The sequence below is a fragment of the Streptomyces canus 299MFChir4.1 genome (assembly GCF_000383615.1).
GTDB classification, from domain to species: Bacteria; Actinomycetota; Actinomycetes; order Streptomycetales; family Streptomycetaceae; genus Streptomyces; species Streptomyces canus_C.
This window is the reverse complement of record NZ_KB911587.1, coordinates 96,656-121,676: the sequence shown is the minus strand read 5'-3', so window position 1 is coordinate 121,676 and position 25,021 is coordinate 96,656. Positions and strand designations below refer to the sequence as shown.

General features: G+C 69.8%; 23 protein-coding genes. 15 read left to right on the top strand and 8 right to left on the bottom strand.

Annotated features, from left to right (window positions below):
- The first annotated feature begins 23 nt into the window (after nucleotides 1–23).
- A complete protein-coding gene (locus H293_RS0116430) occupies nucleotides 24–1,025 on the top strand; it encodes a proline racemase family protein (protein WP_020118952.1) in 1,002 nt (333 codons plus the stop codon).
- A 65-nt stretch (nucleotides 1,026–1,090) separates the two neighbouring features.
- Complete coding sequence (locus H293_RS0116425) at nucleotides 1,091–1,768, top strand: GntR family transcriptional regulator (RefSeq protein WP_020118951.1); 678 nt, start codon at nucleotides 1,091–1,093, stop codon at nucleotides 1,766–1,768.
- 27 nt (nucleotides 1,769–1,795) lie between these two features.
- Here H293_RS0116425 and H293_RS0116420 read toward each other — a convergent pair whose 3' ends face one another.
- The 4 genes from H293_RS0116420 to H293_RS0116405 all read right to left on the bottom strand — a co-directional run bounded on the left by H293_RS0116420 (nucleotide 1,796) and on the right by H293_RS0116405 (nucleotide 6,784).
- Complete coding sequence (locus H293_RS0116420; RefSeq protein WP_020118950.1) at nucleotides 1,796–3,268, bottom strand: cellulose-binding domain-containing protein; 1,473 nt, start codon at nucleotides 3,266–3,268, stop codon at nucleotides 1,796–1,798.
- A gap of 365 nt (nucleotides 3,269–3,633) precedes the next feature.
- The gene (locus tag H293_RS0116415; RefSeq protein ID WP_020118949.1) at nucleotides 3,634–4,965 is read right to left on the bottom strand and encodes a radical SAM protein; all 1,332 of its coding nucleotides are present in this window, start codon (nucleotides 4,963–4,965) and stop codon (nucleotides 3,634–3,636) included.
- Between the two features lie 58 nt (nucleotides 4,966–5,023).
- Nucleotides 5,024–5,686, bottom strand: a complete 663-nt coding sequence (locus H293_RS0116410) for a pyridoxamine 5'-phosphate oxidase family protein (RefSeq protein WP_020118948.1) — start codon at nucleotides 5,684–5,686, stop codon at nucleotides 5,024–5,026.
- Between the two features lie 90 nt (nucleotides 5,687–5,776).
- A complete protein-coding gene (locus tag H293_RS0116405) occupies nucleotides 5,777–6,784 on the bottom strand; it encodes a hydroxyacid dehydrogenase (RefSeq protein ID WP_020118947.1) in 1,008 nt (335 codons plus the stop codon).
- Between the two features lie 108 nt (nucleotides 6,785–6,892).
- On the opposite strand from H293_RS0116405, the gene H293_RS0116400 reads away from it, so the two are divergent.
- The 11 genes from H293_RS0116400 to H293_RS0116350 all read left to right on the top strand — a co-directional run bounded on the left by H293_RS0116400 (nucleotide 6,893) and on the right by H293_RS0116350 (nucleotide 21,055).
- Complete coding sequence (locus H293_RS0116400) at nucleotides 6,893–8,146, top strand: FAD-binding protein (protein ID WP_020118946.1); 1,254 nt, start codon at nucleotides 6,893–6,895, stop codon at nucleotides 8,144–8,146.
- A gap of 113 nt (nucleotides 8,147–8,259) precedes the next feature.
- The gene (locus H293_RS0116395; protein ID WP_020118945.1) at nucleotides 8,260–9,504 is read left to right on the top strand and encodes an ROK family transcriptional regulator; all 1,245 of its coding nucleotides are present in this window, start codon (nucleotides 8,260–8,262) and stop codon (nucleotides 9,502–9,504) included.
- Between the two features lie 36 nt (nucleotides 9,505–9,540).
- On the top strand, nucleotides 9,541–11,385 hold the full coding sequence (locus H293_RS0116390) for a glycoside hydrolase (RefSeq protein WP_020118944.1): 1,845 nt from the start codon (nucleotides 9,541–9,543) through the stop codon (nucleotides 11,383–11,385).
- A gap of 230 nt (nucleotides 11,386–11,615) precedes the next feature.
- Nucleotides 11,616–12,878 (top strand): ABC transporter substrate-binding protein, encoded by a 1,263-nt coding sequence (locus tag H293_RS0116385; protein WP_033415440.1) that lies wholly within the window; start codon nucleotides 11,616–11,618, stop codon nucleotides 12,876–12,878.
- 20 nt (nucleotides 12,879–12,898) lie between these two features.
- Entirely contained in the window at nucleotides 12,899–13,867 is a 969-nt protein-coding gene (locus H293_RS0116380; RefSeq protein ID WP_020118942.1) for a carbohydrate ABC transporter permease, read from the top strand.
- The gene (locus tag H293_RS0116375; RefSeq protein ID WP_020118941.1) at nucleotides 13,864–14,733 is read left to right on the top strand and encodes a carbohydrate ABC transporter permease; all 870 of its coding nucleotides are present in this window, start codon (nucleotides 13,864–13,866) and stop codon (nucleotides 14,731–14,733) included. The genes H293_RS0116380 and H293_RS0116375 overlap by 4 nt, the downstream gene beginning before the upstream one ends.
- 26 nt (nucleotides 14,734–14,759) lie before the next feature.
- Complete coding sequence (locus H293_RS0116370; RefSeq protein WP_020118940.1) at nucleotides 14,760–17,633, top strand: glycoside hydrolase family 2 TIM barrel-domain containing protein; 2,874 nt, start codon at nucleotides 14,760–14,762, stop codon at nucleotides 17,631–17,633.
- A gap of 138 nt (nucleotides 17,634–17,771) precedes the next feature.
- Nucleotides 17,772–18,788: an ABC transporter ATP-binding protein gene (locus H293_RS0116365; protein WP_020118939.1), complete on the top strand. Its 1,017-nt coding sequence runs from the start codon at nucleotides 17,772–17,774 to the stop codon at nucleotides 18,786–18,788.
- A 1-nt stretch (nucleotide 18,789) separates the two neighbouring features.
- The gene (locus H293_RS0116360; RefSeq protein ID WP_020118938.1) at nucleotides 18,790–19,593 is read left to right on the top strand and encodes an ABC transporter permease; all 804 of its coding nucleotides are present in this window, start codon (nucleotides 18,790–18,792) and stop codon (nucleotides 19,591–19,593) included.
- Nucleotides 19,594–19,598: 5 nt separating this feature from the next.
- Nucleotides 19,599–20,399 carry an ABC transporter permease gene (locus H293_RS0116355; protein ID WP_020118937.1) on the top strand — a complete coding sequence of 267 codons (801 nt, stop codon included), beginning with the start codon at nucleotides 19,599–19,601 and terminating at the stop codon, nucleotides 20,397–20,399.
- A 128-nt stretch (nucleotides 20,400–20,527) separates the two neighbouring features.
- Entirely contained in the window at nucleotides 20,528–21,055 is a 528-nt protein-coding gene (locus H293_RS0116350) for a hypothetical protein (RefSeq protein WP_020118936.1), read from the top strand.
- 16 nt (nucleotides 21,056–21,071) lie between these two features.
- Here the strand turns inward: H293_RS0116350 and H293_RS0116345 are convergent, their stop codons facing one another.
- On the bottom strand, nucleotides 21,072–22,340 hold the full coding sequence (locus tag H293_RS0116345; RefSeq protein ID WP_020118935.1) for an MFS transporter: 1,269 nt from the start codon (nucleotides 22,338–22,340) through the stop codon (nucleotides 21,072–21,074).
- A 173-nt stretch (nucleotides 22,341–22,513) separates the two neighbouring features.
- Between H293_RS0116345 and H293_RS49630 the strand changes: the two genes are divergently transcribed.
- Nucleotides 22,514–22,894 (top strand): WD40 repeat domain-containing protein, encoded by a 381-nt coding sequence (locus H293_RS49630; protein WP_020118934.1) that lies wholly within the window; start codon nucleotides 22,514–22,516, stop codon nucleotides 22,892–22,894.
- 6 nt (nucleotides 22,895–22,900) lie between these two features.
- Here H293_RS49630 and H293_RS61410 read toward each other — a convergent pair whose 3' ends face one another.
- The 3 genes from H293_RS61410 to H293_RS60155 form a co-directional block, all read right to left on the bottom strand.
- Nucleotides 22,901–23,080: an ATP-binding protein gene (locus tag H293_RS61410; RefSeq protein ID WP_020118933.1), complete on the bottom strand. Its 180-nt coding sequence runs from the start codon at nucleotides 23,078–23,080 to the stop codon at nucleotides 22,901–22,903.
- On the bottom strand, nucleotides 23,071–23,340 hold the full coding sequence (locus tag H293_RS61405; protein ID WP_310591883.1) for a hypothetical protein: 270 nt from the start codon (nucleotides 23,338–23,340) through the stop codon (nucleotides 23,071–23,073). The genes H293_RS61410 and H293_RS61405 overlap by 10 nt, the downstream gene beginning before the upstream one ends.
- Nucleotides 23,341–23,408: 68 nt before the next feature.
- The gene (locus tag H293_RS60155; RefSeq protein WP_020118932.1) at nucleotides 23,409–23,999 is read right to left on the bottom strand and encodes a hypothetical protein; all 591 of its coding nucleotides are present in this window, start codon (nucleotides 23,997–23,999) and stop codon (nucleotides 23,409–23,411) included.
- Nucleotides 24,000–24,208: 209 nt separating this feature from the next.
- Here H293_RS60155 and H293_RS0116325 point away from each other — a divergent pair, with 209 nt between their 5' ends.
- A complete protein-coding gene (locus tag H293_RS0116325) occupies nucleotides 24,209–25,006 on the top strand; it encodes an alpha/beta hydrolase (protein WP_020118931.1) in 798 nt (265 codons plus the stop codon).
- Nucleotides 25,007–25,021 lie beyond the last annotated feature (15 nt).

Genomic DNA, 25,021 nt, shown 5'->3' with positions numbered 1-25,021 from the left:
TCCCTCCGACCACCAGGAGTGTCATGCGCAGCAAACTCGTCCTGCACGCCGTCGACTCGCACACGGAGGGCATGCCCACCCGCGTGATCACCGGCGGGATCGGCACGATCCCCGGCGCGACCATGAACGAGCGGCGGCTGTACTTCCGTGAGCACCGCGACGACATCAAGCAGCTCCTGATGAACGAGCCGCGCGGGCACGCGGCGATGAGCGGCGCGATCCTCCAGCCGCCGACCCGCCCGGACTGCGACTGGGGGGTCGTCTACATCGAGGTCTCGGGCTATCTGCCGATGTGCGGGCACGGCACGATCGGGGTGGCCACGGTGCTGGTGGAGACCGGGATGGTCGAGGTCGTGGAGCCGGTCACCACGATCCGGCTCGACACCCCGGCGGGCCTGGTGATCGCCGAGGTCGCGGTGGAGGACGGCCGGGCCAAGAACGTCACCCTCCAGAACGTGCCCTCGTTCTCCGTCGCCCTGGACCGCAAGATCGCACTGGCCGACGGGCGGACGGTGACATACGACCTGGCATACGGCGGCAACTTCTACGCCATTCTGCCGCTGGAGGAGTTCGGGCTGCCCTTCGACCGGACCCGGAAGGACGACATCCTGAAGGCCGGGCTGTCCCTCATGGCGGCGATCAACGCCGAGGAGGAGCCCGTCCACCCGGAGGATCCGTCCATCCGCGGCTGTCACCACGTCCATCTGATCGCGCCCGGTGCCACCGCCCGGCATTCCCGGCACGCGATGGCCATCCACCCCGGCTGGTTCGACCGGTCCCCCTGCGGCACCGGCACCAGCGCGCGCATGGCCCAGTTGCACGCGCGCGGTGAACTCCCGCTGCACACCGAGTTCGTGAACGAGTCCTTCATCGGGACGCGGTTCACGGGCCGGCTGCTCGGCACGACCGAGGTGGCGGGCCGTCCCGCCGTGCTGCCCAGCTTCACCGGGCGCGCGTGGATCACCGGCACGGCCCAGTACCTGCTCGACCCGACCGATCCGTTCCCGGCGGGATTCGTCCTGTGAGCCCTGCGGGCGTCGAGGATAATGCCGGGTGCCGCGTGACATTGCACCACTAGGAGATGCCCCTCATGGCCGCCCAGCGATCCAGCACCCCCGCTCTTCCCGTTCTCGGCGGAAAGAAGAGCAGCTACCGGGAGCGGGTCGCCGATGCCCTGCGGGCCGCGCTGATCGCGGGCGAACTCCTCCCGGGGCAGGTGTACTCGGCGCCCGCGCTCGCCGCCCGCTTCGGTGTGTCGGCCACGCCCGTGCGCGAGGCCATGCTCGACCTCGCCAAGGAGGGCCTGGTCGACACCGTCCCCAACAAGGGGTTCCGGGTCACCGCGGTCTCCGAGAAGCAGCTCGACGAGTACACCCACATCCGCTCGCTCATCGAGATCCCCACCGTGGTGGAGCTGGCCTCGACCGCCGACCCGGTCTCCTTGGAGGCGCTGCGTCCGGCCGCCCGGGAGATCGTCCAGGCGGCGGTGTCCGGCGATCTGATCGCGTACGTCGAGGCCGACACCCGCTTCCACCTCGGCCTGCTCGCCCTCGCGGGCAACACCCACCTGGTCGAGGTGGTCGGCGACCTCCGCAAACGGTCACGTCTCTACGGCCTCACCCCGCTGGTGAAGTCCGGCCGGCTGCTGGCCTCCGCCGAGGAGCACCTCGAACTCCTCGACGCGCTGATCGCCCGCGACGAGAGGGCGGTCCACGAGGTCATGACCCGGCACATCGGGCACGTCCGGGGGTTGTGGGCCGCCAAGTAGGCCCTGGAGGCACGAACTGATTCCCGGTCAGGACTTGGCACACTCCTGCCCGTTGAGGGAGAAGTCATAGGCCGGGGCGTTCTTGCTCTGCCAGGAGGCGAGGAATCCGAAAGAGAGCGAACCGTCCGCGGCGACCGACTTGTTGTAGGCGGCGGCGGTCGCGGTGACCTTCGAGCCGCTCTGGGTGAAGTTCGCGTCCCACATCTGCGTCACCTTCTGGCCGTCCTTGAAGGACCAGGTGACCCGCCAGTCGTCGAGCGCCTCGGTGGTGGTGAGGGTGACCTCGGCCTGGAAGCCGTCGGGCCACTGGTTGACGAGGGAGTATTCGAAGCGGCAGGCCGGTGCGGCGCTCTCGCCGGGCTCCGGTTCCTCGGCGCCGGCCGAGGAGGTGCCCTGGGGTTCCGGGTCGGAGTTCGTCGCCCCCGTGGACTCCGACGGGTTCCCCGTGGGAGTCCCGGAGGGCCGCGCAGAGCCGGGCGCCCGCGAGGTGGCGGCGGGGACGGAGAAGGTGGGGTTGGCCACCGGCTGGCCCTCGGCGGTGGTGCCGGGCCCCGCGGCACCGTTCTTCATGTCGTCGCCCGGCATCATCGAGACCGCGAGGGCGAGCAGGGAGACAAGGACGGCGGCGACGAGCAGCCCGTTGCGCGCCACCTTCGCCTTGTGGGCGCCGGGGTGGGGGGACCCGCTCTCCAGGGCGAGCGGGCGCCCGGCACCGAGACGCACCTCGGCGGCCCGGCGGCGGCGCTCCAGATAGGCGAGCCCGCCCCAGCCGATCACCCCGCCCGCGAGGGCCGCGGGCAGCCCGCCGCCGTGCAGTCGAAGACAGGCGGCGGCCTCCGCGCACTGCTGGCACCGCGCGAGATGGCGGGAGAGGTCGACCGGGGCCTCACCGGAGGTGGAGCGGGTGACGGCGTCCAGCAGCCGTGCGTAACTGCGGCACTGCGCGTCCATCGGCATGTCGAGGTGGTTGCGGTGGCTGCGGTCCCGGAACAGGCCGCGCACCTGGTCGAGTTCTTCGCCCACGGTGGCCGGGTCAAGGCCGAGCCGACGGGCCACCACGGGCAGCGGCAGCGCCTCCACCTCGGCCAGCCACAGCAGTTCGGCGTCCGCCGCCTGCAGATCGCGCAGTCCGCGCAGGGCGATGGGGCGCTGCAGCGGCGGCCCGGTGTAGCGGGCGGCCTTGTCGGAGTTGAGCCACAGGCGCAGATCGGGGTCGAGCCGGTGGCCGAGGCCCTGTGTCTCCCAGTCGGCCGCGGTGGTGCGAACGGCGGTGAGCAGCAGGGGTATCCGGGGCAGCCGGGCCGGACGGCGACCGGCACCGCGGACGGCGGCCTCCGCCTCCCGGGCCTCGCGCATGCCGAGGGAGAACGCCTCCGTGGCCAGTTCGCCGGCGGCCGTGGAGCCGGCCGTGCACAGATCGGCGTACGACAGCACGGCATCCCAGCACTCGGAGAACAGCGCGGCCTCGGCGGCGTCCTGGGGGGTCGGCAGGTCGGGCATGGGTCTCCTGCATCCAAAGCGAGGTCAACTCGCCATACTGGCAAAGGAGTTGGGGGGAACCTCGCGGCAGGACAGGAGCCTTTCACGTCTCCCGCACAACTGACAAGCAGGCTATTCAAATCGATTACCGAGGGTTCGGTCCACTCCCCCACGGCATATTGCTGCGCGGAGTCACGCCCTTGTGTACGGACCGGAAGCGGGAACGTATCAATCCCGCCACACAGGAACCAGCCGTAACGCGGAATCACGTCGCCCGGAGGCCCGATGGGACTCGGCGCCGGTCGGCCGGCGGCAGGAACCGACTGAGGCCGAGGTCCGCCCCGCGCGTGCGGGGCGGACCTCGGCCTCGACCGGTGCCGGAGCCGTCAGACCTCGGCCGCCTCGGCCGGTTCCGGGGCCTCCGGAAGGCTGTCCATGAAGGAGCTCACCGAGAACACGGCACGGCCGGGTCCGGGCGGGCCGTAGCCGGGGGGCGAGGAGAGACCGAAGTCGTCCATGGTCTGGCGGTAGGCCTGGAGCAGCCGGATGTGGTACTCCAGCGGCGCGCCCTGCGGGTTGGCCTTGCCGAGCGGAGTCGTCGGCTCGGGGCACCAGGTGGTGAAGCGGGGCGTGATGCCGTGCGACATGAAGAACCGCAGGCCCTCGGTGGTGGACGCGATGGCCTCGTCGACCGTCTTGAAGCCGAAGGGCTCAGCCATCTCCACGCCCGCCACGAAGTTGGGGATCACATTGCGCGCCCCGAAGACGTCCGCCGAGTCCAGGATCCGCTTGTGCCACTCGTCCCGGCCGACATAGCGCTCCTTGCCCGGGCAATACATCTTGAAGAGGTACTCGTCCCACACCTCGTAGTTGGGGTGGTAGATCTGCACGCCGTAGTCCTTGAACCGCTGCACGTCGTCCTTCGGCAGCGCCTGGGCCACGACCTTGCCGATCCAGCGGTTCGGGAAGTGCTCCTCGATGGCCTTGGCGTACATGCCGTAGAAGTCGGCCTCGTCACGGCCCTGGAGCTTGGAGGTGATGGCACCGCCGGTCAGGGTGTAGGCGGTCGACGTCTTCGCCGTGTCGTAGCGGTCGATGATCTCCAGGGCTTCAAGGACCTCGTCGACGTCCTTCACCCCGGTGTACGGCCGCCCGGCCGCCTTGTGCTGGCGCCAGTTGTGGTTGATGTCGCAGTACTGACACTCCTCCTTGGCGCCGAAGTACTGGCAGACCCGGAAGACGGTCAGGTAGATCAGGTAGCCCCACTGGATGGTCGGGGCGACCTCCATGACGGACTTCCCGCTGGAGAGCTTGTGCCGGTAGTACTCCGGCATCGGCGGCACACCCACGTCGGCGATCCGCTTGCCGTCGAGGTAGAGCCCGAGCATGCCGGAGTCATCGGCTGCCACGCGGTAGGGCGAGGCGGGGTTCACCCGCACCGACACCACGGTCCGCCTGAGGTCGTACGGCCCGCCGGTGAGGATGATCTCCTCCGGCGGCCGGCGCAGCGCGGCCTCACCCAGCTCCGGCAGGGTGCCGTGGTCGAAGGAGAAGATGAAGTACGACTTCGGCTTCACCTCACCGGACTCGTTGTCGCTGAGGGCTGACGGGTCGAAGGCCACGCCACCTCGCAGCAGGTCCTCCTTGAAGACGGCTTCCCGCGGAACCTGCGGAAACCGCTCCATCAGATCTTCGACCAGCGCGGTACGGCTGCCCATCCCGTGTCTCCTCCCGGATCGGACGTACGACTCCTCACGGTATGCCCTCGCTCGGACATCATCCGTGCCGGGTCCCCTCACGGCGTGCGATGTGGGGCGGTATGGGTGTTTCCGGAGGCAGTGTCAGGTCCGGAACCGGCGTGCCCCACACCGAGGTGAGCGGAAGCACACCGGCCCACAGCCCCAGCTCGGCGTCGGGTCCGTCGCCGTCGTCGGGCGCGCCGGTACGGATCTTGACGGAGGCCTCGTCGAGGCGGAGGGCGAGCAGGGTGGTGGCCGCCAGCTCCTTCCGGCTGGGCTGCCGGGCGTACGACCACTGTCCGGGCGCCGCGTGTTCGGTCAGCAGGCGCAGGCCCGCCAGCTTCTCCTGCGGGTCGGTCACCTTGCGGGCCTCGCCGTGGATCATGGCGCTGCGGTAGTTGACGCCGTGCTCGAAGACGGACCGCGCGAGGACCAGCCCGTCGACGTGCGTGACGGTGACACAGACCGGCACACCGCCCGCGAGGCTGCGACTGGCGACCGAGCCGTGCAGGTAGAGCTGCCGCTCGTCCCGCCCGTACACCGTGGGCACGACCAGCGGCCGCCCCTCGACCACGACCCCGAGGTGACAGACGAACCCCGCGTCGAGGATCGCCTCCAGGTCGGCCCGGTCCAGACTGCCCTGCTCGCGCAGGCGCCGGTGGCGGGTGAGGTCGGTCTCGGGAAGCCGATCGGGAACCATGAACCAGGACGCTACTGATTCAGCGGCTCCGAGACCAGTATTCAGCCCCTCTGGACTGCGAATTAGCCGAATGACAACGAAATCCGCAGCTCAGGCCGTCCGCTCCAGCCCGGCGTAGTCCACCGGAAACGCGAGCCCCGTCCCGGACACCATCCGCTCCGCCTCTTCGGCGACCGCCAGCCCCAGCCGCGCCAGCTCGTTGCCCTGTGAGCCCGCGAGGTGCGGGGTGACGAAGGCGCCCGGAAGGTCGTGGAGGGGGGAGTCGGCGGGCAGCGGCTCCGGGTCGGTGACATCGAGGACCGCGGACAGGCGGCCGGTGCGCAGTTCGTCCACGAGGGCGTCCGTGTCGACCAGGCTCCCCCGCGCGGTGTTGATCAGGACCCCTCCGTCCGGCATCAGGGCCAGTTCGCGGCGGCCGATCAGGTGCCGGGTCTCGGGGGTCTCCGGGGCGTGGACGGTCACGATCTCCGAGGTGCTCAGCAGGTCGTCCAGCCCCATCAAGGGGACGCCCAGCTCCGCGGCCCCCGCCTCGTCGACGTACGGGTCGCTCAGGCTCACCGAAAGGTCGAACGGCCGCAGCAGCTCGATCACCTTCCGCCCGATCCGGGACGCCCCGATCACCCCGACCCGCCGCCCGTGGTTGCCGATGCCGGGCACGACCCCCCAGCCGGGAGCGGCCCGCTCGGCACGCAGCCGCTCGCGGCGCACGAGGACGTCCTTGCCGGCGAGCAGGATCATGGCGAGCGTGTACTCGGCGACGGGCACCGCGTTGGCCTCGGCGGCCGAGGACACGGCGATCCCGCGCCGCCAGACCTCGGGGGTGGCGAAGCCCTTGACCGACCCGGCCGAGTGCAGGACGGCCCGGAGCTTCGGGGCCGCGTCGAGGACGGCCGCGTCCAGCCGGGGGCAGCCCCAGCCGGTCACGAGGATCTCTGTGCGGGCCAGGACGTCCGCGAAGGCCGGGTCGGTGAGATCCTCGGCCACCAGAGCGGGGTCGATGTCCACCCATTCCCGCAGTCGCGCCAGCACCTCGGGCGGGAAGACGAGCGGCACGTTCTCCGCGGTCATGGCGAACAGCGCCTGAGGTCGCTCGGGCAAGGTGATGGCCCTCCATACCTGCGGAAAGGTTGTAGAAAACGCTCTCTACCGTAGGCCCCGACAAATGAGAGGGTCAACGCATACGCACTCCCGGGAGGAACGACGGACATGTCGGAGACGATCACCAACTGGGCGGGGAACATCACCTACTCCGCCAGGGAACTGCACCGGCCCCGCTCGCTCGACGGGCTCGCCGCCCTGGTCGCGGACAGCGCACGGGTGCGGGTGCTGGGCAGCGGGCACTCCTTCAACGAGATCGCCGAGCCGGGCCCGGAGGGCGTCCTGCTGTCGATCGCCGACCTGCCGCCGGTGATCGACGTGGACACCGAGGCCCGTACGGTACGGGTCTCGGGCGGCGTCCGGTACGCCGAACTGGCCCGCACGGTCCAGACCCACGGTCTCGCGCTGCCCAACATGGCGTCACTGCCGCACATCTCGGTGGCCGGCTCGGTGGCGACCGGCACCCATGGCTCGGGCGTCGGCAACGGTCCGCTCGCGTCGGCCGTGCGTGAGGTGGAGCTGGTCACCGCGGACGGCTCCCCGCTGACCATCGGCCGGGACGACCCGCGTTTCGGCGGCGCGGTCACCTCCCTGGGGGCGCTCGGTGTCGTCACCGCGCTCACCCTGGACCTCGTGCCGTCCTTCGACGTGGAGCAGTACGTCTTCACCGAACTCCCCCTCGCCGGGCTGGACTCGGCGGCCTTCGGAACGGTCATGTCGACGGCGTACAGCGTCAGCCTGTTCACCGACTGGGGGGCGCCGGGCTTCCGGCAGGTCTGGGTCAAGCGGCGGACGGACCAGCCCCTCGCGGACTTCCCGTGGGCCGCGCCCGCCGGCGAGAAGATGCACCCGGTGCCGGGCATGCCCGCGGTCAACTGCACCGAGCAGTTCGGGGTGCCGGGGCCCTGGCACGACCGACTGCCGCACTTCCGGGCCGAGTTCACGCCGAGCAGCGGGGCCGAACTCCAGTCGGAGTACCTGCTGCCGCGCGCGTACGCCGTCGAGGCGCTGCACGCGGTGGACGCCGTCCGGGAGACGGTCGCCGGGGTGCTCCAGATCTGCGAGGTGCGGACCGTGGCCGCCGACGAGCAGTGGCTGAGCCCCTCTTATGGCCGGGACACCGTCGCCCTGCACTTCACCTGGATCGAGGACACCGCGGCCGTCCTTCCGGTGGTGCGCGGACTGGAGGAGGCACTGGCCCCCTTCGACGCGCGGCCGCACTGGGGGAAGGTCTTCACCACGCCCACGGATGTGCTGGGCGAGCGCTACCCGCGCCTCGGCGACTTCCGGAAGCTGGCGCGTGAGCTGGACCCCGAGGCAAAATTCGCCAACGCCTTCGTGCGGACCGTACTCGCCGACTGACTTTATAAAGCCCCTTTCCTAACCCCTTGTACAAAGTCCCTCGCTGCCCATAGCCTTGCGCCGCGCCGGTGCCACTGTCGTCCCGGCATGAGCGAAGGGATGGGGCAGGCCCGGTGAAGCGCACATCACGCGACATCCGCACCGCGAACCGCTATGAGGTGTTGCGCCAGATCATCGCCGAGTCGCCCACCTCCCGGCAGGAGCTGGCGGCGGCCACCGGGCTGAGCCTGGCCACCGTCGCCACGCTCGTGGGCGAGCTGCTCGATCTCCGGATGATCACGGAGGTCGGGTTCGAGGAGTCGGCCGGCGGGCGTCCGAGGGGCCTCGTGGCCGTCAACGCGTCGGGGGGCGCGTTGATCGGCGTCGACATCGCGGAGACGTACGTCCACGTCGAGCTGTTCGACCTCGCGCTGAACGTCCTGGCCCGCGCCGAGGAGGACGTCCACCCCGGCGAGAGCCTCCCCGAGCAGGTGGTCGGCCATGTCGCCGCCGCCGTCGGCTCGGTGGTCACCCAGGCCGGGATCGAGGGCGCCCGGGTGCTCGGCGTGGGCGTGAGCGTGCCGGGGCAGGTGGACCGCGCGACCGGCATCTCGGAGTACGCGCCCAACTGGGACTGGCACGACGTGCCGCTGGTCGACCTGCTCTCCGAGTACATCGCCTACCCCCTCTACCTGGACAACCCGCTGCGTGCCGTCGCCGTGGCGGAGCTGTGGTTCGGGGCCGCGCGCGGGAGCGGGAACGCCGTGGTGGTCACCCTCGGGACCGGCGTGGGGGCCGGGCTCGTCCTGGGCGGCGCACTGCACCGGGGCGTGTCCAACAGCGCCGGCGAGTGGGGCCACAACACGATCGTCCTGGACGGACGCCTGTGCCGCTGCGGCAACCACGGCTGCGTGGAGACGTACGTGGGCGCGCCCGGGATCATGCTGAACCTGCGGGAGCTGAGCCCCGACAGCGAACTGCTGCACCCGGGCGACCAGACGGCGACGGTCGACGCTCTGGCCCGGGGGATGCGCACCGGGGACCCGGTGGCGATCGAGGTCGTCCGGCACACCGCCCGCTATCTGGGCGCCTCCATCGCGCACCTGGTCAACCTGTTCAACCCGGAGGTGGTCGTGCTCAGCAGCTGGGTCGCGGCCGCCCTCGGGGAGCCCCTGGTCGCGGAGGTGCGCGAGGCCGTCGCCCGGCACGCGCTGCCCCGGCCGATGGCCGCCACCGAGATCGTCCTCTCCCCGATCCCGACGGACCCGGCGTGCCTGGGCGCGGCGACGTTCGCGCTCGAAGGGGCTCTCCAGTCGGTCGGGCAGAGGTCCGTGAAACGCACCACCCCGGCACGCCCGAAGGCGCACAACTCCCGCTAGGAGCCGTACCGCACCACCTTCATGACGACGGAAGGGATGCACGTGTCTCACCCCCACCGCAGGAGATCGGCCCTGCTGACAGCCGCAGCCGCGTTCGCTGTCGCGGGACCGCTGATATCCGCTCCGCCGGCGTCGGCCGCCACCCCCACGGTGGCCGAAGTCTCCCCGCACGCCGCCCAGACCATCGACAACATCGGTGCCTCGGGTGCCTGGTGGGTCAACGACCTGAAGAACTTCGACCCGAAGGTCCAGGCCCGGGTGTCCAGGCTGCTGTTCTCCAAGGACGGCCTGGCGCTCAGCAGTTACCGCTACAACATCGGCGGGGGCGGAACCGGCGTGACCTACGCGCCGCGCGCCCCCGAGACCTTCGTGAACGACGACGGGTCCTACGACTGGAGCAAGGACAGGGCGGGCCGTACGTTCCTGTACGCGGCCGCCAAGTACGGCGTGAAGGACCTGATCGCCTTCGTCAACAGCGCGCCGGCGCGGTGGAAGACCAACGCCAAGAGCTGCGGCGGCTATCTGAAGGCGGAGAACACGCAGGACTACGCGAAGTACGTCGCCGACGTCACCGCCCACTTCGCCCAGCAGGGCGTGAAGTTCGACTACATCAGCCCGTTCAACGAGCCGACCAACAGCTTCGACGACTGCGGCCAGGAGGGCATGCTGGTCCCGGTCGACCAACGCGACGACATCGTGCGGGCGTTGGGCGCCGAGCAACGGGCCCGGCACCAGCGGACCGGCATCATCGCGGACGAGTCCAGCAGCACGGTCAGCTTCAACACCGAGGTCCCGCAGTGGATCTCGCAGCCGGGCACCGCCCAGTACGTCGACAAGCTCGCCCACCACACGTACAACAACCCGGGCGACGATCAGCGGGCGAAGATCTACGAGACGTCCAGGTCGGTCGGCAAGCAGTCCTGGTCCACGGAGATCTGCTGCTTCGGCAAGGGCGGCACGGGCTGGGCGCAGGAGTACGACCCCACGATCGACGGCGGTCTGAATCTCTCGCGGATCATCTACAAGGACTTCGCGACCGCGCACGACTCGGCGTTCCAGTGGTGGGTCGCCCTGTCCGAGATGATCGGTTCCGACGCTCTCGCGCGCAACGACGAGGGCTGGAACGACGGCCTGATCTACTACGACCCGAACTACGCCGGCAACGGCAACCAGACCCTGTACTTCACCAAGCGCTACTACGCGCTCGGCCAGTACAGCAAGTTCGTCCGGCCGGGCTCGGTCGCGCACAACGTGACCGGCGTACCGGACGGCGTCGAGGTGTCGACGTACGACGACCACGGCAAGTGGGTGGCGGTGGTCAACAACCACAACACCACCGACACCGCCCTGCAGTTGCACTTCAACAGCAAGGCTCCGGTGCGCGCGAGCAAGGCCGTGCGGACCTCGGCGACCGAGAGCTGGGCGAACGTCACCAAGCCGTCGGTCAAGGGCGGCACAGCCTCGGCGACCCTGCCGGCCCGGTCCATCACGACGTACGTCCTGGACCAGAAGGGCCACGGCACGTCGGTGGTCGCGGGCGCGCTCCAGGGCAAGCAGTCCGGCAAGTGCCTGACCGCGAACGCCTCGGGTGCGGTGATCACGAGCTGCACGGGCGGGCCCGAGCAGGTGTGGTCGTACGACGCGAAGGGCCGTCTGAAGGGCGTGAACGGCTATCTGACCGCGGGGAGTTCGGGACTCACGACGAGCCCGGAGGCAACCCGTGACGGCAGCCGGCAATGGCTGCTGAACTCCAACGGCCAAGTCGTCAGCGAGGCGTCCGGCACCTGCCTGGACGTCGGCGGACAGGCGACGGCCGAGGGCAGCAAGGTCGGCCTGTGGACCTGCAACGGCGGGACCAACCAGGCCTGGTTCAGGCACTAACACAGCACATCCGCAAGGGGGTTGCGGGCCGCTGGTGCGGCGGCCCGCGATCCCGAGCCGTCCGGTATCCCGAACGCCGCACAACGCTTCGAGCAGACTTCGTCCAACCCCTTGCCGAAGCCTTAGCCGAAGGTTAACGTCCCGCACCGCAGGTCCATTTGAGCCACCTGGCACTGAGCCGCAGAGCCTTGGCACAGAGTCGCAGCCGTATTCGAGACAAGGACGTCAGCATGTCGGCAATGAGCAACAACCACTGGAACCGTCGAAGCGTTCTGCAGGCCGGGATGGGTCTTGCCGCCGCCGGCGGGCTGGCCGCGTGCGGCGGCAACACGGGGCGCAGCGGTGGCGGATCGGGCGACGGGCTCGTCCAGTACTTCCACGCGTACGGCGAGGCGGGCACGGAGCAGGCCATCAAGCGGTACGCGGCGGCCTACAAGAAGGCCGACGTGAGGACCAACTGGATCACGGGCAGCAACTTCGAGTCCGCGCTCTTCGCGGCCCTGCTCACCAAGAAGGCGCCCGACGTCTTCGAGTTCCACCCGCAGATCCAGATGGTCAAGAGCGGGCAGGTGGCCGACCTGACCGACATCATCGACCCGGTCAAGGACGACTTCAATCCGGCCGACATCAAGTCGCACACGGTGGACGGGAAGATATACGGCGTCCGCATGATCGACGACCCGCAGTTCTTCTTCTACCGGAAGTCGATGCTGGAGAAGGCCAAGGTCGAGGTGCCGACCACCCTCGACGAGCTACTCGTGGCGGCGGAGAAGCTGACCACCAGCAAGGTCAAGGGCGTCTTCCTCGGCAACGACCTCACCCCGGCCATCAACCCGCTCCTCTGGTCGGCCGGCGCCGACACCCTCACCCCCGACAACAAGCCCGCCTTCCACACGGACGCGGTCGTCGCCGGCATGAAGCAGCTCCGCCAACTGTTCACCAGCGGCAACCTGCTCCTTGACGCCCCGGCCGACTACTGGGACCCGTCCACGATCAACCAGGGCCTGTGCGCCATCCAGTTCTGCGGCATGTGGGCGATGCCCGCCATGCAGAAGGCCCTCGGCGACGACCTCGGCGTCTTCCCCTTCCCCAAGGTCGGGGACAACGGCAAGCAGTCGGTCTACAACGGCGGCTGGTCGATGTTCGTCAACGCCAAGGGCAAGAACGTCGACGCGGCCAAGGAATACGTCAAGTGGCTGTGGATCGACCAGAAGCAGTACCAGGAGGACTGGGCCACCTCGTACGGCTTCCACATCCCGCCGCGCACCTCCATCGCCCAGTCCGCCACCAAGCTCAAGACGGGTCTGCCGGCCGAGGGCGTCAAGCTCTTCAACGAGTTCGGGCACTTCGACAACATCGGCTGGACCCAGGCGATGATCACCGCCCTGACCGACGCGTTCGCCAACAGCGTCCGTAAGAACGGCGACCCGAACGCCGCGCTCGCCACCGCGGAGAAGAAGGTCAACGCAGAGCTCAAGAAGCTCTTCGGATAGGTCGACGGAGAAACCACGACATGTCGACCACCACCACGCGCGGGGTCGCCCAGCCCGCCCCGGCCAAGGCCTCACCGGCCCGGCCGCGGCGGGGCCTACGGGGCAACCCGACCTTCAACTTCTGGCTCTTCACCGGGCCGTTCCTCATCGGCCTGGCGATCTTCGTCTTCGTGCCGATCGTCTGGAGCATCTGGCTCAGCTTCTTCGACGCGCGCTTCACCGTCACGCCGAGCAAGTTCATCGGCCTCGACAACTACAAGAGCATGCTGACGAACGCCAATTTCACCGGCTCCCTGGTGACGTTCACGGTGTTCGCCGCGCTCATCGTGCCGCTCACCTGGGCCCTGTCCCTGGCCCTGGCGATGCTGGTGCACCGGCTGCGGTTCATGCGGGCGTTCTTCCGGTCGGTGTTCTTCCTGCCGACCGCCGTGTCCTACGTCGCCGCCGCGCTGATCTGGAAGATGTCCATCTTCACCGGGGTCCGCTTCGGCCTGATGAACACGGTGCTCGGCTGGTTCGGCGTCGACAACATCGCCTACCTGTCCGACCCGAACCCGCCCTGGTACTGGCTGGTCATCGTGACCGTACGCCTGTGGCTGCAGTCCGGGTTCTACATGATCCTGTTCCTGGCGGCGCTGCAGAACATCCCGGCGGAGCTGTACGAGGCGGCCGCGATCGACGGCGCCAAGTCCGGCTGGCAGACCTTCCGGTACATCACGCTGCCCCAGCTGCGCGCCACCTCGACCGCGGTGATCCTGCTGCTGCTCGTCGCCGCCTACCAGGCGTTCGACGAGTTCTTCAACATCGTCACGACCAAGGCGACCTGGGGTCAGACGCCGCTCATGGTCCTGTACAAGACAGCCCTCGGCGACAACCAGGACTACGGCGCCGGCAGCGCGGGCGCCGTCATCCTCACGGTGCTGATCTGCGCCGTCACACTCCTCCAGGGCAAGTTCATGGGCTTCGGAAGGGGGGAGGACTCCAAGTGACCACCACCGCACCTCAGGTGGGCAAGGAGCGCCGCAAGCAGCGCGGCGGCGTCCTCGGCAACGCGGGCCTGTACATCGCCGTCAGTGTCGCCGCCCTGCTGTTCCTGCTCCCCTTCTACCTGATCCTCCGCAATTCCCTCTCCACGGACCCGGAGATCACGGGCGAGAACTGGAAACTGCTCCCCTCCTTCCAGTGGGGCAACATCAGCGAGCTGTTCAGCGACCCGACGGTCGACTTCGCCAGGTCCATGTGGAACTCGACGGTGATCGCCGTCTCCATGACCGTCGGCACCCTGCTGATCTGCTCCCTGGCCGGCTACGGCCTCGCACGCATCCCCTACAAGCACGCCAACAAGGTCTTCTACGTCGTCCTCGCGACCCTGATGGTCCCCACCGCCGTCACCTTCGTGCCGAGCTTCGTGCTGGTCTCGTCCCTCGGCTGGATCGACACCTACCGCGGTCTGATCATCCCGGGCCTGTTCAGTGGTTTCACCTGCTTCCTCTTCCGGCAGTACTTCCTCGGGTTCCCGAAGGAGCTGGAGGAGGCGGCACGCGTGGACGGGCTCGGTTACTGGGGCGCATACTGGCGCATTGTCGTACCCAACTCGCTGAACTTCTTCGCGGCGATGGCCACGATCACGTTCATCAGCGGCTGGAACGCCTTCCTGTGGCCGTTGGTCATCGGCCAGGACCCGAGCTCCTGGACCGTCCAGGTCGCACTGTCCTCCTTCACGACCAACCAGACCGTCAACTTCCACCTGATCTTCATGGCCACCGCCATTTCCATCCTGCCCCTGGTGTTCGTGTTCGTCTTCCTCCAGCGCTGGCTGGTCCAGGGAATCGCGCAGACCGGCATCAAGGGCTGACACCTTCTCTCAGGACCTGGAGACCGATGTCCTTCCGCACCACCAGCAGCGCTTTCGACTACGTCGAGGACGTGTCCCCGGGCAGCGGGGCCCTCCCGCCCCGCGCCTGGTACGCCACCTCCGACGCGAAGGTTCTGCCCCTCGACGGCGCCTGGCGCTTCCGGCTCTCGGCGACCGCAGACGCCGAGGACGACTCCTTCGCCGAGGAGGGATACGACGCCGACGGCTGGGCCGAGGTCACGGTCCCCGGGCACTGGGTCCTCCAGGGGGACGGCGCCTTCGGGCTGCCCGCCTACACCAACCACCTCTACCCCTTCCCGGTGGACCCGCCGCACGTCCCCACCGAGAACCCGACCGGCGACCACCTGCGCGTCTTCGACCTGCCGGAGGACTGGCCCGCTCTCTCCGAGGGAGGCGCCGTCATCCGGTTCGACGGTGTCGAGTCCTGCGCCCGGGTCTGGCTCAACGGCACGGACATCGGCGAGTTCAAGGGCTCCCGGCTCGCGCACGAGTTCGCGGTCGGCCATCTGCTGAAGCCGAAGGGCAACGTCCTCGCGGTCCGTGTGCACCAGTGGTCGGCCGGGTCCTACCTGGAGGACCAGGACCAGTGGTGGCTGCCGGGCATCTTCCGTGAGGTCACGCTGCTGCACCGCCCGGCGGGCAGCGTCCAGGACTTCTTCGTGCACGCCTCCTACGACCACCTCAGCGGCGAGGGCACCCTGCGCGTCGACTCCGACGTCGACGGGCGGGTGCTCGTCCCCGCGCTCGACATCGATGTCGCCACCGGTGAGTCCGTGACGGCCCTGGTGGCCCCGTGGAGCGCCGAGAGCCCCCGGCTCTACGACGGCGAACTGGTCACCGAGGGCGAGCGGGTCCCGCTGCGGATCGGTTTCCGTACGGTCGCGCTAGAGGACGGCCTGATCAAGGTCAACGGCAAGGCGATCCTGTTCAAGGGCGTCAACCGGCACGAATGGCACCCGGAGAGGGGCCGCACCCTCGACCTCGCGACCATGCGCGAGGACGTGCTGCTGATGAAGCGGCACAACATCAACGCCGTGCGCACCTCGCACTACCCGCCGCACCCGGCCTTCCTGGACCTGTGCGACGAGTACGGCCTGTGGGTCATCGACGAGTGCGACCTGGAGACCCACGGCTTCACCGAGCAGGGCTGGCGGGACAACCCCGTCGACGACGACCGCTGGACCCCGGCCCTCCTGGACCGTGCGGCCCGCATGGTCGAGCGCGACAAGAACCACCCCTCCATCGTCTTCTGGTCGCTGGGCAACGAGGCCGGCACCGGCCGTGGTCTGACCGCGATGGCCGAGTGGATCCACGGGCGCGACCCCGAGCGGCTCGTGCACTACGAGGGCGACTGGAACTGCCGGGACACCGACGTCTACTCGCGCATGTACGCCACCCACGCCGAGGTCGAGCAGATCGGCAAGGAGCTGGACGGGGGCACGCTGGGGCGGCGCGGGCTGCCGTTCATCCAGTGCGAGTACGCCCACGCCATGGGCAACGGCCCCGGCGGCCTCGCCGACTACCAGGAGCTGTTCGAGAAGTACGACCGGCTCCAGGGCGGCTTCATCTGGGAGTGGATCGACCACGGCGTGCGCCATGCCGAGCTCGGCTACGCCTACGGCGGCGACTTCGGCGAGGAGCTGCACGACGGCAACTTCGTCTGCGACGGCCTGATCTTCCCGGACCGCACGCCCTCCCCCGGCCTGATCGAGTACAAGAAGGTCATCGAGCCCGTCCGCATCGAGGGCGCCGAGGGCGCCGTACGCGTCACGAACAAGTACGACTTCGCCGACCTGTCCGCGCTCGCCTTCGAGTGGTCGTACCAGGTGGACGGCGAGACGGTCGAGGCCGGCACGCTGTCGGTGCCCGCGCTGGCTCCCGGTGAGTTGGCGGACCTGAAGCTGCCGCAGCCGCCGGCGCACGAGGGTGCGGAGGCGCAGTGGACCGTGCGGGCGCTGCTGGCGTCCGACACGGCCTGGGCGGCGAAGGGCCATGTCGTCGCGTGGGGCCAGCTGCCGGCTTCTTCACCGGCACGGCCCTCCGTCGCGGCCACCGACCGGCCGGTGCGCGGCGAGAAGCTGATCACCCTCGGCCCGGCGTCCTTCGACGGCCGTACCGGCGCTCTCAAGGCGATCGGCGGGGTGGCCGTCGAGAACCCGCGGCTGGACGTCTGGCGGGCGACGACCGACAACGACGACGGCATGGAGTGGAGCTCCGGTATCCAGTACAGCGCGCTGTGGCGCACGCTGGGCCTGCACCGGATGCAGCACCGGCTGGACTCGGTGGAGCTCGGCGAGGACGCGCTGACGGTCCGGACCCGGGTGGCGCCCGCCGCCCGCGAGGTGGGGCTCGCCGTCGCGTACCGCTGGACCTCGGACGGCTCGCGGCTGCGCCTGACGGTGTCCGTCGGCCCCGAGGGCGAGTGGACGCAGCCGCTGCCCCGGCTCGGCATCAGGCTCGGACTGGCCGAGGCCGACCAGGTGAAGTGGTTCGGCGGCGGGCCCGGCGAGGCCTACCCGGACACCCGGAAGGCGTCCATGGTCGGGCGCTGGCAGGCCAGTGTGGACGAGCTCCAGACGCCGTATCTGCGCCCGCAGGAGAACGGCGCCCGGGCCGACGTCCGCTGGGTGGAGCTCGGCGGGCTGCGGATCGAGGGGGACCCGGAGTTCTCCTTCACCGCCCGGCGCTGGACGACCGAGCAGCTGGACGCGGCGACGCATCTGACGGATCTGCGCCCCGGTGACACGGTGTGGGTGAACCTCGACCACGGCCACCACGGAGTCGGCTCGCAGTCCTGCGGTCCCGGCCCCCTGCCGCAGTACCACCTGCGGGCCGAGCCGACGGAGTTCTCGTTCGTCTTCTCGGTGCTTGGACGGTGATCGATTAGTCCAATTCTCCGGTGGGTTAGTCCATTGCCAGTGTGATCGGGATTCTGCGACGGTCATGGGGTACCCGCGGCCGGTCGGCCTTCCAAGCCGACCGGCCGCACCTCTTGTTCGCAACAAGGGAGTCCCAGCGTGCCCGGAAGCATCGAGGTTCGCGGCCTGTCCCGCACCTTCCACACCACCGTCCGCCGCCCCGGCCTCGGCGGCACCCTGCGCTCCCTGGTCAATCCGGAGCGGGTCGCCAAGCACGCCGTCTCGGACATCACCTTCGACGTGGCGCCCGGCGAACTCCTCGCCCTGCTCGGCCCGAACGGCGCCGGCAAGTCCACCACCATCAAGATGCTCACCGGCATCCTCACGCCCACCTCGGGCGAAGCCAGGGTGGCGGGCGTGGTGCCGTACGAGGATCGCGAACGCAACGCCCGTAACATCGGCGCGGTGTTCGGGCAGCGCACGCAGCTGTGGTGGGACCTGCCGGTGCGCGAGTCGTTCTCGATCCTCCGGGACATCTACGAGGTGCCGAAGGCCGAACACGCGGTCCGGCTCGCGGAGTTCGACGCCATCCTGGAGCTGTCCACGTTCTGGGACACCCGGGTCCGCCATCTCTCCCTCGGCCAGCGGGTGCGCTGCGACCTGGCGGCCGCGCTGCTGCACGACCCGCCGGTCGTCTTCCTCGACGAGCCGACCATCGGCATGGACGTGGTGGTCAAGGAGCAGGTGCGGGAGTTCCTGCGCCACCAGGTCGAGGAGCGCGGCCGTACGGTCCTGCTGACCACCCACGACATGACCGAGGTCGAGCGGCTCGCCGAGCGGGTCGTCCTGATCAACCACGGCAGGCTCGTCCTGGACGGCAGCCTCGACGAGATCCGCCGCAAGTTCGGCTCCACCTGGCAGGTCCGCGCGACCCTCGCCGACGCGCACACGGACGTCGTGCCGCTGCCGGGGATCGCGGTGCTGCGCAAGGAGGGCCCGCAGGTCGTCTTCGGCCCCGAGAGCCCCGACGGACCGGACTCCCCCACCGTGCACCAGGCCCTGAAGGCGGTCATCGAGCGGTACGAGGTGACGGGCGTCGCCATCGACGAGGCCGACCTCGAAGACGTGATGCGGGCGGCCTACGTCCACGCGGAACCCGCGACCGAGGCGGTCTGACATGGCCGTCCTGCACGCCTGGCGCGCCGCCCGGGTCACCCCGCTCGGCGAGCTGCACGCACCGCCCCGGATGACGGCCGTCCTGGTCCGACTGGCCGTCCAGGTAGTCCTGGTGGCCTCCCTGTGGCACGGTCTGTACGCGCACACCGGCACCACCGCGGGCCTCGCGGAGGGCCAGGCGGTCACCTATGCCGTGCTGGCCGTACTCGCCTCCCGGATCAGGGAGCTGGACCAGTACGCGGGCCGGGACACCGTGCTGCAGCACATGCACTTCGGCACGATCGTCTACTGGTATCTGCGCCCGCTGCCGCCTCAGCGCTACCACGCCCTGCGGGCGCTGGGCGAGCAGCTGTACGGCTTCGCGTGGGCGCTCGGCGGCTATCTGGTCTGCCTGGCGGCCGGGGTGGTGGAACCGCCCAGGTCGGCCGCCGTGGCCGGGGTGTTCGTGCTGAGTCTGCTCCTTGGCCAGGGCGTCCTGTACTTCGTGATGCTCACGCTGGACCAGCTGTGCTTCTGGACGGTCCGCAACAACGCGGCGATGCTGATCCTGATCTTCGCGCAGAACCTGCTGTCCGGTGTGTACGCGCCGCTGTGGTTCTTCCCGGACTGGTTCATCACGCTGAGCGGATTCCTGCCGTTCCAGGCCACGTTGAGCGTGCCGCTCTCCCTCTACATCGGACGCATCCCGCTGTCCGACGCCTTCGGGCAGCTGGCGATCCAGGCGTTCTGGGTCGTGGCGCTGTTCCTGTTCACCCGTTTCCTGTGGCGGCGGGCCGCCCGTCGCGTCATCTCCCAGGGAGGCTGAGGCCTGTGAACGGCATGCGGATCGCGTGGCGCGTCACGCGTCTCAACTTCCGTGCGCAGCTGGAGTACCGCACCGAGTTCCTGCTGATGATCGCGATCGGTGCGATCTGGCAGGTGTCGGTGATCGTGTTCGCCACGGTGCTGCTGACCCGGTTCACCGGGATGGGCGGCTGGGACAGCTCGGAGGTCCTGCTGATCCCGGCGACGCGGATGCTCGCGCACGGGCTGTTCGTCCTGTTGCTGGGCCGGGTGCACGGCGCGGGCCGGCAGATCCAGGAGGGCAGGATCGACATCTACCTGACCCGCCCGATGCCGGTGTACCGCCAGCTCCAGCTGGCCTTCTTCCCCACCAACGCGATCGGCGACCTGACGGTCGCGGTGGGCCTGATGGTCGGCGCGCTCAGCCGCAGCCAGCTGGACTGGACGCCGGGCCGGATCTCCTACCTGATCGCCGCGGTCGTCGGGGGCATGTTCCTGGAGGCGGCCCTCTTCACGGCGATCACCTGCGCGGGCCTGCGGTTCCCGGCCGCGGACTACTGGAGCCGCTGGCTGGAGGAACTCCTCGGCACCTTCGGCAGCTACCCCCTCAACGTCCTCCCGAAGGCGGTGGGCGGCCTCCTCACCTACGGCCTCCCCCTCGCCTTCGTCGCCTACTTCCCGGCGGCGATCCTGACGGGCCACGGCCACGACACGGGCGTCCCGTACTGGCTGGCGGCGATATCGCCGCTGCTGGGCGTGGTGGCGTATCTGGGGGCGCGGGTGCTGTGGGGGTGGAGTCTTCGGCATTATTCGGGGGTCAACGGGTGACGTCGGGCTTCCACCCGAACTGACCCAACGCACAGCCTGCAAAAGGGACTTGGCCGAAATTCGTGCGGTAGCGGGTTGCGGTAGGAGCGGAGCATTCATCGCGTGCTCACCGGGGAACAATCCCCCGCATGACCGACTCCGCCCTCTGGTTCTCCTCGTTGACCGCCGGCACAGCCGTGCTGGCCAGTTGGGTCACCAGCCGCGGCACGGCGCGCGCGGCACAGATTCAGGCGAACACGGCCGAGAAAACCCAACGCGTGGTCCGGATCAGCGCGGCACGCCGGACCGCGTATGTGAGCCTCATCGAGCAGGCCCACAAGATGGCCGAGTTGTACTGGATGATTTCGGACATCCACGCCTCAGCCGTACCACGTATCGAACAGTTGCCCGCACTGAAGGAGGTAAGGGCGGGCCTTCGCGAGGAATACGCGCAGCTGCGCCACGTCATATGGGTCATCAACCTGGAGGGCCCCGACACCGTGGCTGAAGCAGCGGAAAACCTGCGCCTCGCGACCAGGCCTCCCTACCGTGTCCTAGAGGCGGCGATCGCCGGCGATTCGAGCGCACTCACCGAGTTCGACCAGTACTACGACCCCTTTTGGCTGTCGCTGCTGGCCTTCGTCTCCACAGCTCGGTCGGCGGTTCACGACCTGTGAAGCGCGCAGGGTGCGGTCAGGGTCGCCCCGCCCGTCGTACGGGAGTGAACAGTGCGGCTACCGCGATCACCACGCAGCACCCACCGGCGACCAGACCCACCGGCGCTGTGCCTTGCCGGTCCGCCGCCCAGGTCAGGACGGCCGCGCCGATCGGGGCCGCCGAGTAGTGGAGGGTCCAGAAGGCGGAGGTGACGCGGCCCAGGAGGGGTTCCGGGGTCACCTCCTGGCGCAGGGACATCGAGCAGGTTCCCGCCATGCCGCCGCAGGCGAGGAAGACCGCGCACAGCGCCGCGACGGCCGGTACGTCGCGGGCCCAGCCGATGCCGGCGAACGCGAGCCCGCACAGCGCGACCGAGCCGGTCCAGACCGCGCCGAAGCCGAGCCGCCGGCGTACCCGCGCCACCAGCAGGGCGCCGGTGATGGTGCCGAGCGCGCCGACGGCCATGACGGTGCCGACCGTGCCGTCGTCGTGGCCGAGGTCGTGCTTGAGGTGGTAGATCACCAGGTCGTTCAGGCCGAGGGTGAGGAAGCTGAACACGAACAGCAGCAGGGTGAGCGAGCGGAGCACCGGGTGCCCGCGCAGGAACGCCACCCCGGTGCGCAGGTCGCGCCACAGGCCGGTGCGTTCGGGTGCCTCGGCGAGGCGGGAGCGGAACCGTACGAAGTACGTGCACAGCGCCGACACCCCGAAGCTCGCCGCGTCCACGCCGACCGCCGTGGCGGGGCCGGTCCAGGCCGCCACCACACCCGCGCACACCGGCCCCAGCACCCCGGCCGCGGCGGCGGTCGCGTTCAACCGCCCGTTGGCCTCCGTGAGTTGACCGGTACCGACGAGACTCCGTACGACGGTGACGTACCCGACGGCGAACAGCATGCCGACCGCCTCGCACACCGGCAGCACCGCGTACAGCAGCCAGACCCGCGGCCCGAACAGCCACACCAGCGGGATCACCCCGTACAGCACCATGCGCACGAGATCGCAGCCGATGAGCAGCCGGCGCCGGTCCACCCGGTCCACCACCACGCCCGCGAACACGGCGGCGACGACCGAGGCGGCACCGCCGACCGCCGTCAGGAGCCCCATCCGGGCGAGGGAGCCCGTGGCCTCCAGCACCAGCAGGGGCAGCGCGATCAGGGCGAAGGAGTCACCGAGGACGGAGAGGGTCTGGGCGGCCCAGAAGACGGCGAAGTCGCGTTGCCGCCAGAGCGGGCGCGGCTCGTCGTCGGACTTCGGGGAAGCCGTGCGGCCGTCGGACTCTCCGTCACGCCTCGCCTTGCACGCCATGCCCCTCCCCAGGTCTCGGACAACCTGGGCAACCTTAGGGCCGCCGCCACCGGCACGGAAACGACTTTCGGCGCCCGTGTCCCGCGCCCCTGGGCATCGCGGGATGTGGTGCGACAGGAGGCCCGGACGGGCGCACCCTGGCCACCGCGAGCGGCAGTCGCGGATCGGTGACGATGTGGGACGCGCGCACCGGCCGGCTCCAGGACGGCTTCCGTGTCGAAGGTGAAGTGGCGTCGCTGGCCTTCAGCCCCGATGCGCGCACCCTGGCCGCGAGCGGCGCGAGAGACGTCCAGTTGTGGGACCTCGCCACCAGCCAGAACAGACTCACCCTGCCGACGCGCTCACCCGAAGCGGTGGCGTTCAGCCCCGACGGACACACCCTGGCCATCGGCACGGACGGCTCCGTCGGCCTGTGGAACGTCGACCTGCCCGACCCGGGCCGCGCGATCCACGACATCTGCGCGGCCGTCGACACTGGCCTCACCCCTCCAGAACAGTCCCGCTACCTGCACGACCGGTCCACGGAAGCCGACTGTCGGCAGGCCGCGCCATAGGAGGAGTCAGTCGGCGCACGACCCCACTCGGAGCTCCGCCCAGACGGTCTTGTACGCCCCGCCCGGCCGGAGTTCGACGCCCCACTTCTCCGACAGCGCCTCGACCAGCAGCAGCCCCCGCCCTCCTTCGTCCGCCTCCCGCGCCGGCACCGGCAGCCGATCCACCCTCGCGTCGCTCACCTCCACCCGCAACGACTCCTCGCGCGCAGCAGTCGTACGCGGAACCCGCGCCCACTCACCCGACCGTGCCGTACGGCGTTGGCGGCCAACTCGGCGACGACGAGGGTGACGTCCTCGTTCGGTTCGCTCCCGTGCGCGTAGCCCCAGACGTCCATCCGGTTGGCGACGAGCCGTCGGGCCCGCCGGGCACCGGGCGGGGTGCAGGCGAAGAGCTGGGTGAACGTGCTGACGACGACGGGAGGTTGGAGATCGGTCTCTGCGTGCATGCCCCAACCGTCCCGGGAGCGACGGGAGTCGGCCAGGCACGAAACTCGTACGCTCCGGGTTGTACGAGTTACGGAGTGGACATTGCCAGTGACCGTACGTGATCATAGGTGGTCCGGCGGGGTCGGGAACTGTTGCCGGTTTGCCCAGCATGAGTGACCTCTGGTGAGCGTGGGTGAGTGTCCGTGCTGGATGCGCATGTTCCGTTGTGCGTCATGAGGGTCTCCTCCGGCCTGGGATGTTCTGTGGTCCTTTGCTGTCGGGAGGGGAACGGGAGTTCCTGGGGCGAATGGGTGACCTTTTCCGGGGCTGCTCGTTGACTGCCGTGACAGATCGCCCCCTGCTCCACGTCCACGGCGACGAAGAGCATGTCGAGGTCGGACCGGGGCTGGAACGTCTGCGACCGGACGAAGGCCATCAGCGTGCCCCGTCGGACCAGGACCCCGGTGGACATCCTGGCCTTCACCTGCACGGCCAGGGTCGCGGTGCTGCCGCGCCGGTGGAAGACGAGGTCCACGCCTTCGTCGTCCACGAGCGAGGTGGAGACGTTCAGCTCGCCGTCCGTGGCGAGGATGGAGGAAGCCGCGACCAGGTACTCGGCAGCCTTCCCCATCCGTGCGGCGGCCGGGCTCTTGTCCTGGTACTCCTCGTCGTCACTCATGGCGTGAATCTACTGTCCGCGCAAGGCACTTGAGCCTGTTCCCGCTCTCTGAAAATCGCTGGCCGACGACCGAGGCACCCCGGGTAGCCTCCTCCCGTGAGTCCTGGAGCAGGCCTGCCCGCCGACCGTCTCGCCGGGCCGGGAGCACGCCGCGGGCGGCGGGCGGCTTCGACGCCTGCCAGGACGAACACGACCCCTGAGGAGAGACCATGGCCGACCCGCATCTTCACTACGACGTCACCGGCACCGGCCCCGTCCTGCTGCTGATCCCCGGCGGCGCCGGCCACCCCATGGGCCTCGGCCCGATGACGGAGGCACTCGCCGGGCGCTTCACCGTCGTCACCTACGACCCACTCGGCCTCGCCCACGGACGGCTGGGCGCGCCCGTCGAGGACCAGCGGCCCCAGGACTGGAGCGGCGGGGCGCGGCGGGTGCTCGACGCGACGCTCCCGGACGGCGAGTCGGCGTATGTCCACGGCATCAGCGCGGGCGGTGTCGCCGCCCTCGACCTGGTCGCCCGGCACCCGGAGCGGCTGCTGCACGTCGTCGCGCACGAGCCGCCGTGTGTGAGCGTGCTGCCGGACGGGGCACGGCAGCGGGCCGGGTTCGTGGAGGTCTGCGACGTCTACCGCGACCGGGGTCTCGCCGCGGCGGGAGCCCGCATGACCGCCCTGCTGGAGGAGCGGGCGGCCGGCGAGCTGCCGGAGGGCCAACCTCTTTCCAGGGAGGAGGAGTTGGCCAGTCCCATGGCGATCTCCCTGGCCCACGTCCTGCGGCCCTTCACCGCGTACATCCCGACGGCGGCTCCATCGGGGCCCCGGCTCACCCTCACCGCCGGCACCGACTCACGCAGCCAACTCCTCTACCGCACAGCCGAGTTGCTCGCCAAGGAGCTGCACGGCGACTTCGTCGAGTTTCCCGGCGGTCATCTCGGCGCCGCCCAGCATCCGGTGGCCTACGCCGAACAGCTCACGCGGACGCTGCTCGGGGCGGACGTGCCCGGCTGATCTTTTGGGCGGGCG

Bases quoted from the DNA above. Each gene is read 5' to 3' on its own strand.
- H293_RS0116410 (WP_020118948.1), bottom strand. From the start codon at position 5,686: ATGGTTCCCGATCGGCTTCCCGAGACCGACCTCACCCGCCACCGGCGC.
- H293_RS61405 (WP_310591883.1), bottom strand. From the start codon at position 23,340: ATGCACGCAGAGACCGATCTCCAACCTCCCGTCGTCGTCAGCACGTTC.
- H293_RS60155 (WP_020118932.1), bottom strand. From the start codon at position 23,999: ATGAGTGACGACGAGGAGTACCAGGACAAGAGCCCGGCCGCCGCACGG.
- H293_RS0116420 (WP_020118950.1), bottom strand. From the start codon at position 3,268: ATGCCCGACCTGCCGACCCCCCAGGACGCCGCCGAGGCCGCGCTGTTC.
- H293_RS0116425 (WP_020118951.1), top strand. From the start codon at position 1,091: ATGGCCGCCCAGCGATCCAGCACCCCCGCTCTTCCCGTTCTCGGCGGA.
- H293_RS0116370 (WP_020118940.1), top strand. From the start codon at position 14,760: ATGTCCTTCCGCACCACCAGCAGCGCTTTCGACTACGTCGAGGACGTG.
- H293_RS0116380 (WP_020118942.1), top strand. From the start codon at position 12,899: ATGTCGACCACCACCACGCGCGGGGTCGCCCAGCCCGCCCCGGCCAAG.
- H293_RS0116385 (WP_033415440.1), top strand. From the start codon at position 11,616: ATGTCGGCAATGAGCAACAACCACTGGAACCGTCGAAGCGTTCTGCAG.
- H293_RS0116430 (WP_020118952.1), top strand. From the start codon at position 24: ATGCGCAGCAAACTCGTCCTGCACGCCGTCGACTCGCACACGGAGGGC.
- H293_RS0116415 (WP_020118949.1), bottom strand. From the start codon at position 4,965: ATGGGCAGCCGTACCGCGCTGGTCGAAGATCTGATGGAGCGGTTTCCG.
- H293_RS0116350 (WP_020118936.1), top strand. From the start codon at position 20,528: ATGACCGACTCCGCCCTCTGGTTCTCCTCGTTGACCGCCGGCACAGCC.
- H293_RS0116400 (WP_020118946.1), top strand. From the start codon at position 6,893: ATGTCGGAGACGATCACCAACTGGGCGGGGAACATCACCTACTCCGCC.
- H293_RS0116360 (WP_020118938.1), top strand. From the start codon at position 18,790: ATGGCCGTCCTGCACGCCTGGCGCGCCGCCCGGGTCACCCCGCTCGGC.
- H293_RS0116390 (WP_020118944.1), top strand. From the start codon at position 9,541: ATGCACGTGTCTCACCCCCACCGCAGGAGATCGGCCCTGCTGACAGCC.
- H293_RS49630 (WP_020118934.1), top strand. From the start codon at position 22,514: ATGTGGGACGCGCGCACCGGCCGGCTCCAGGACGGCTTCCGTGTCGAA.
- H293_RS0116325 (WP_020118931.1), top strand. From the start codon at position 24,209: ATGGCCGACCCGCATCTTCACTACGACGTCACCGGCACCGGCCCCGTC.
- H293_RS0116345 (WP_020118935.1), bottom strand. From the start codon at position 22,340: ATGGCGTGCAAGGCGAGGCGTGACGGAGAGTCCGACGGCCGCACGGCT.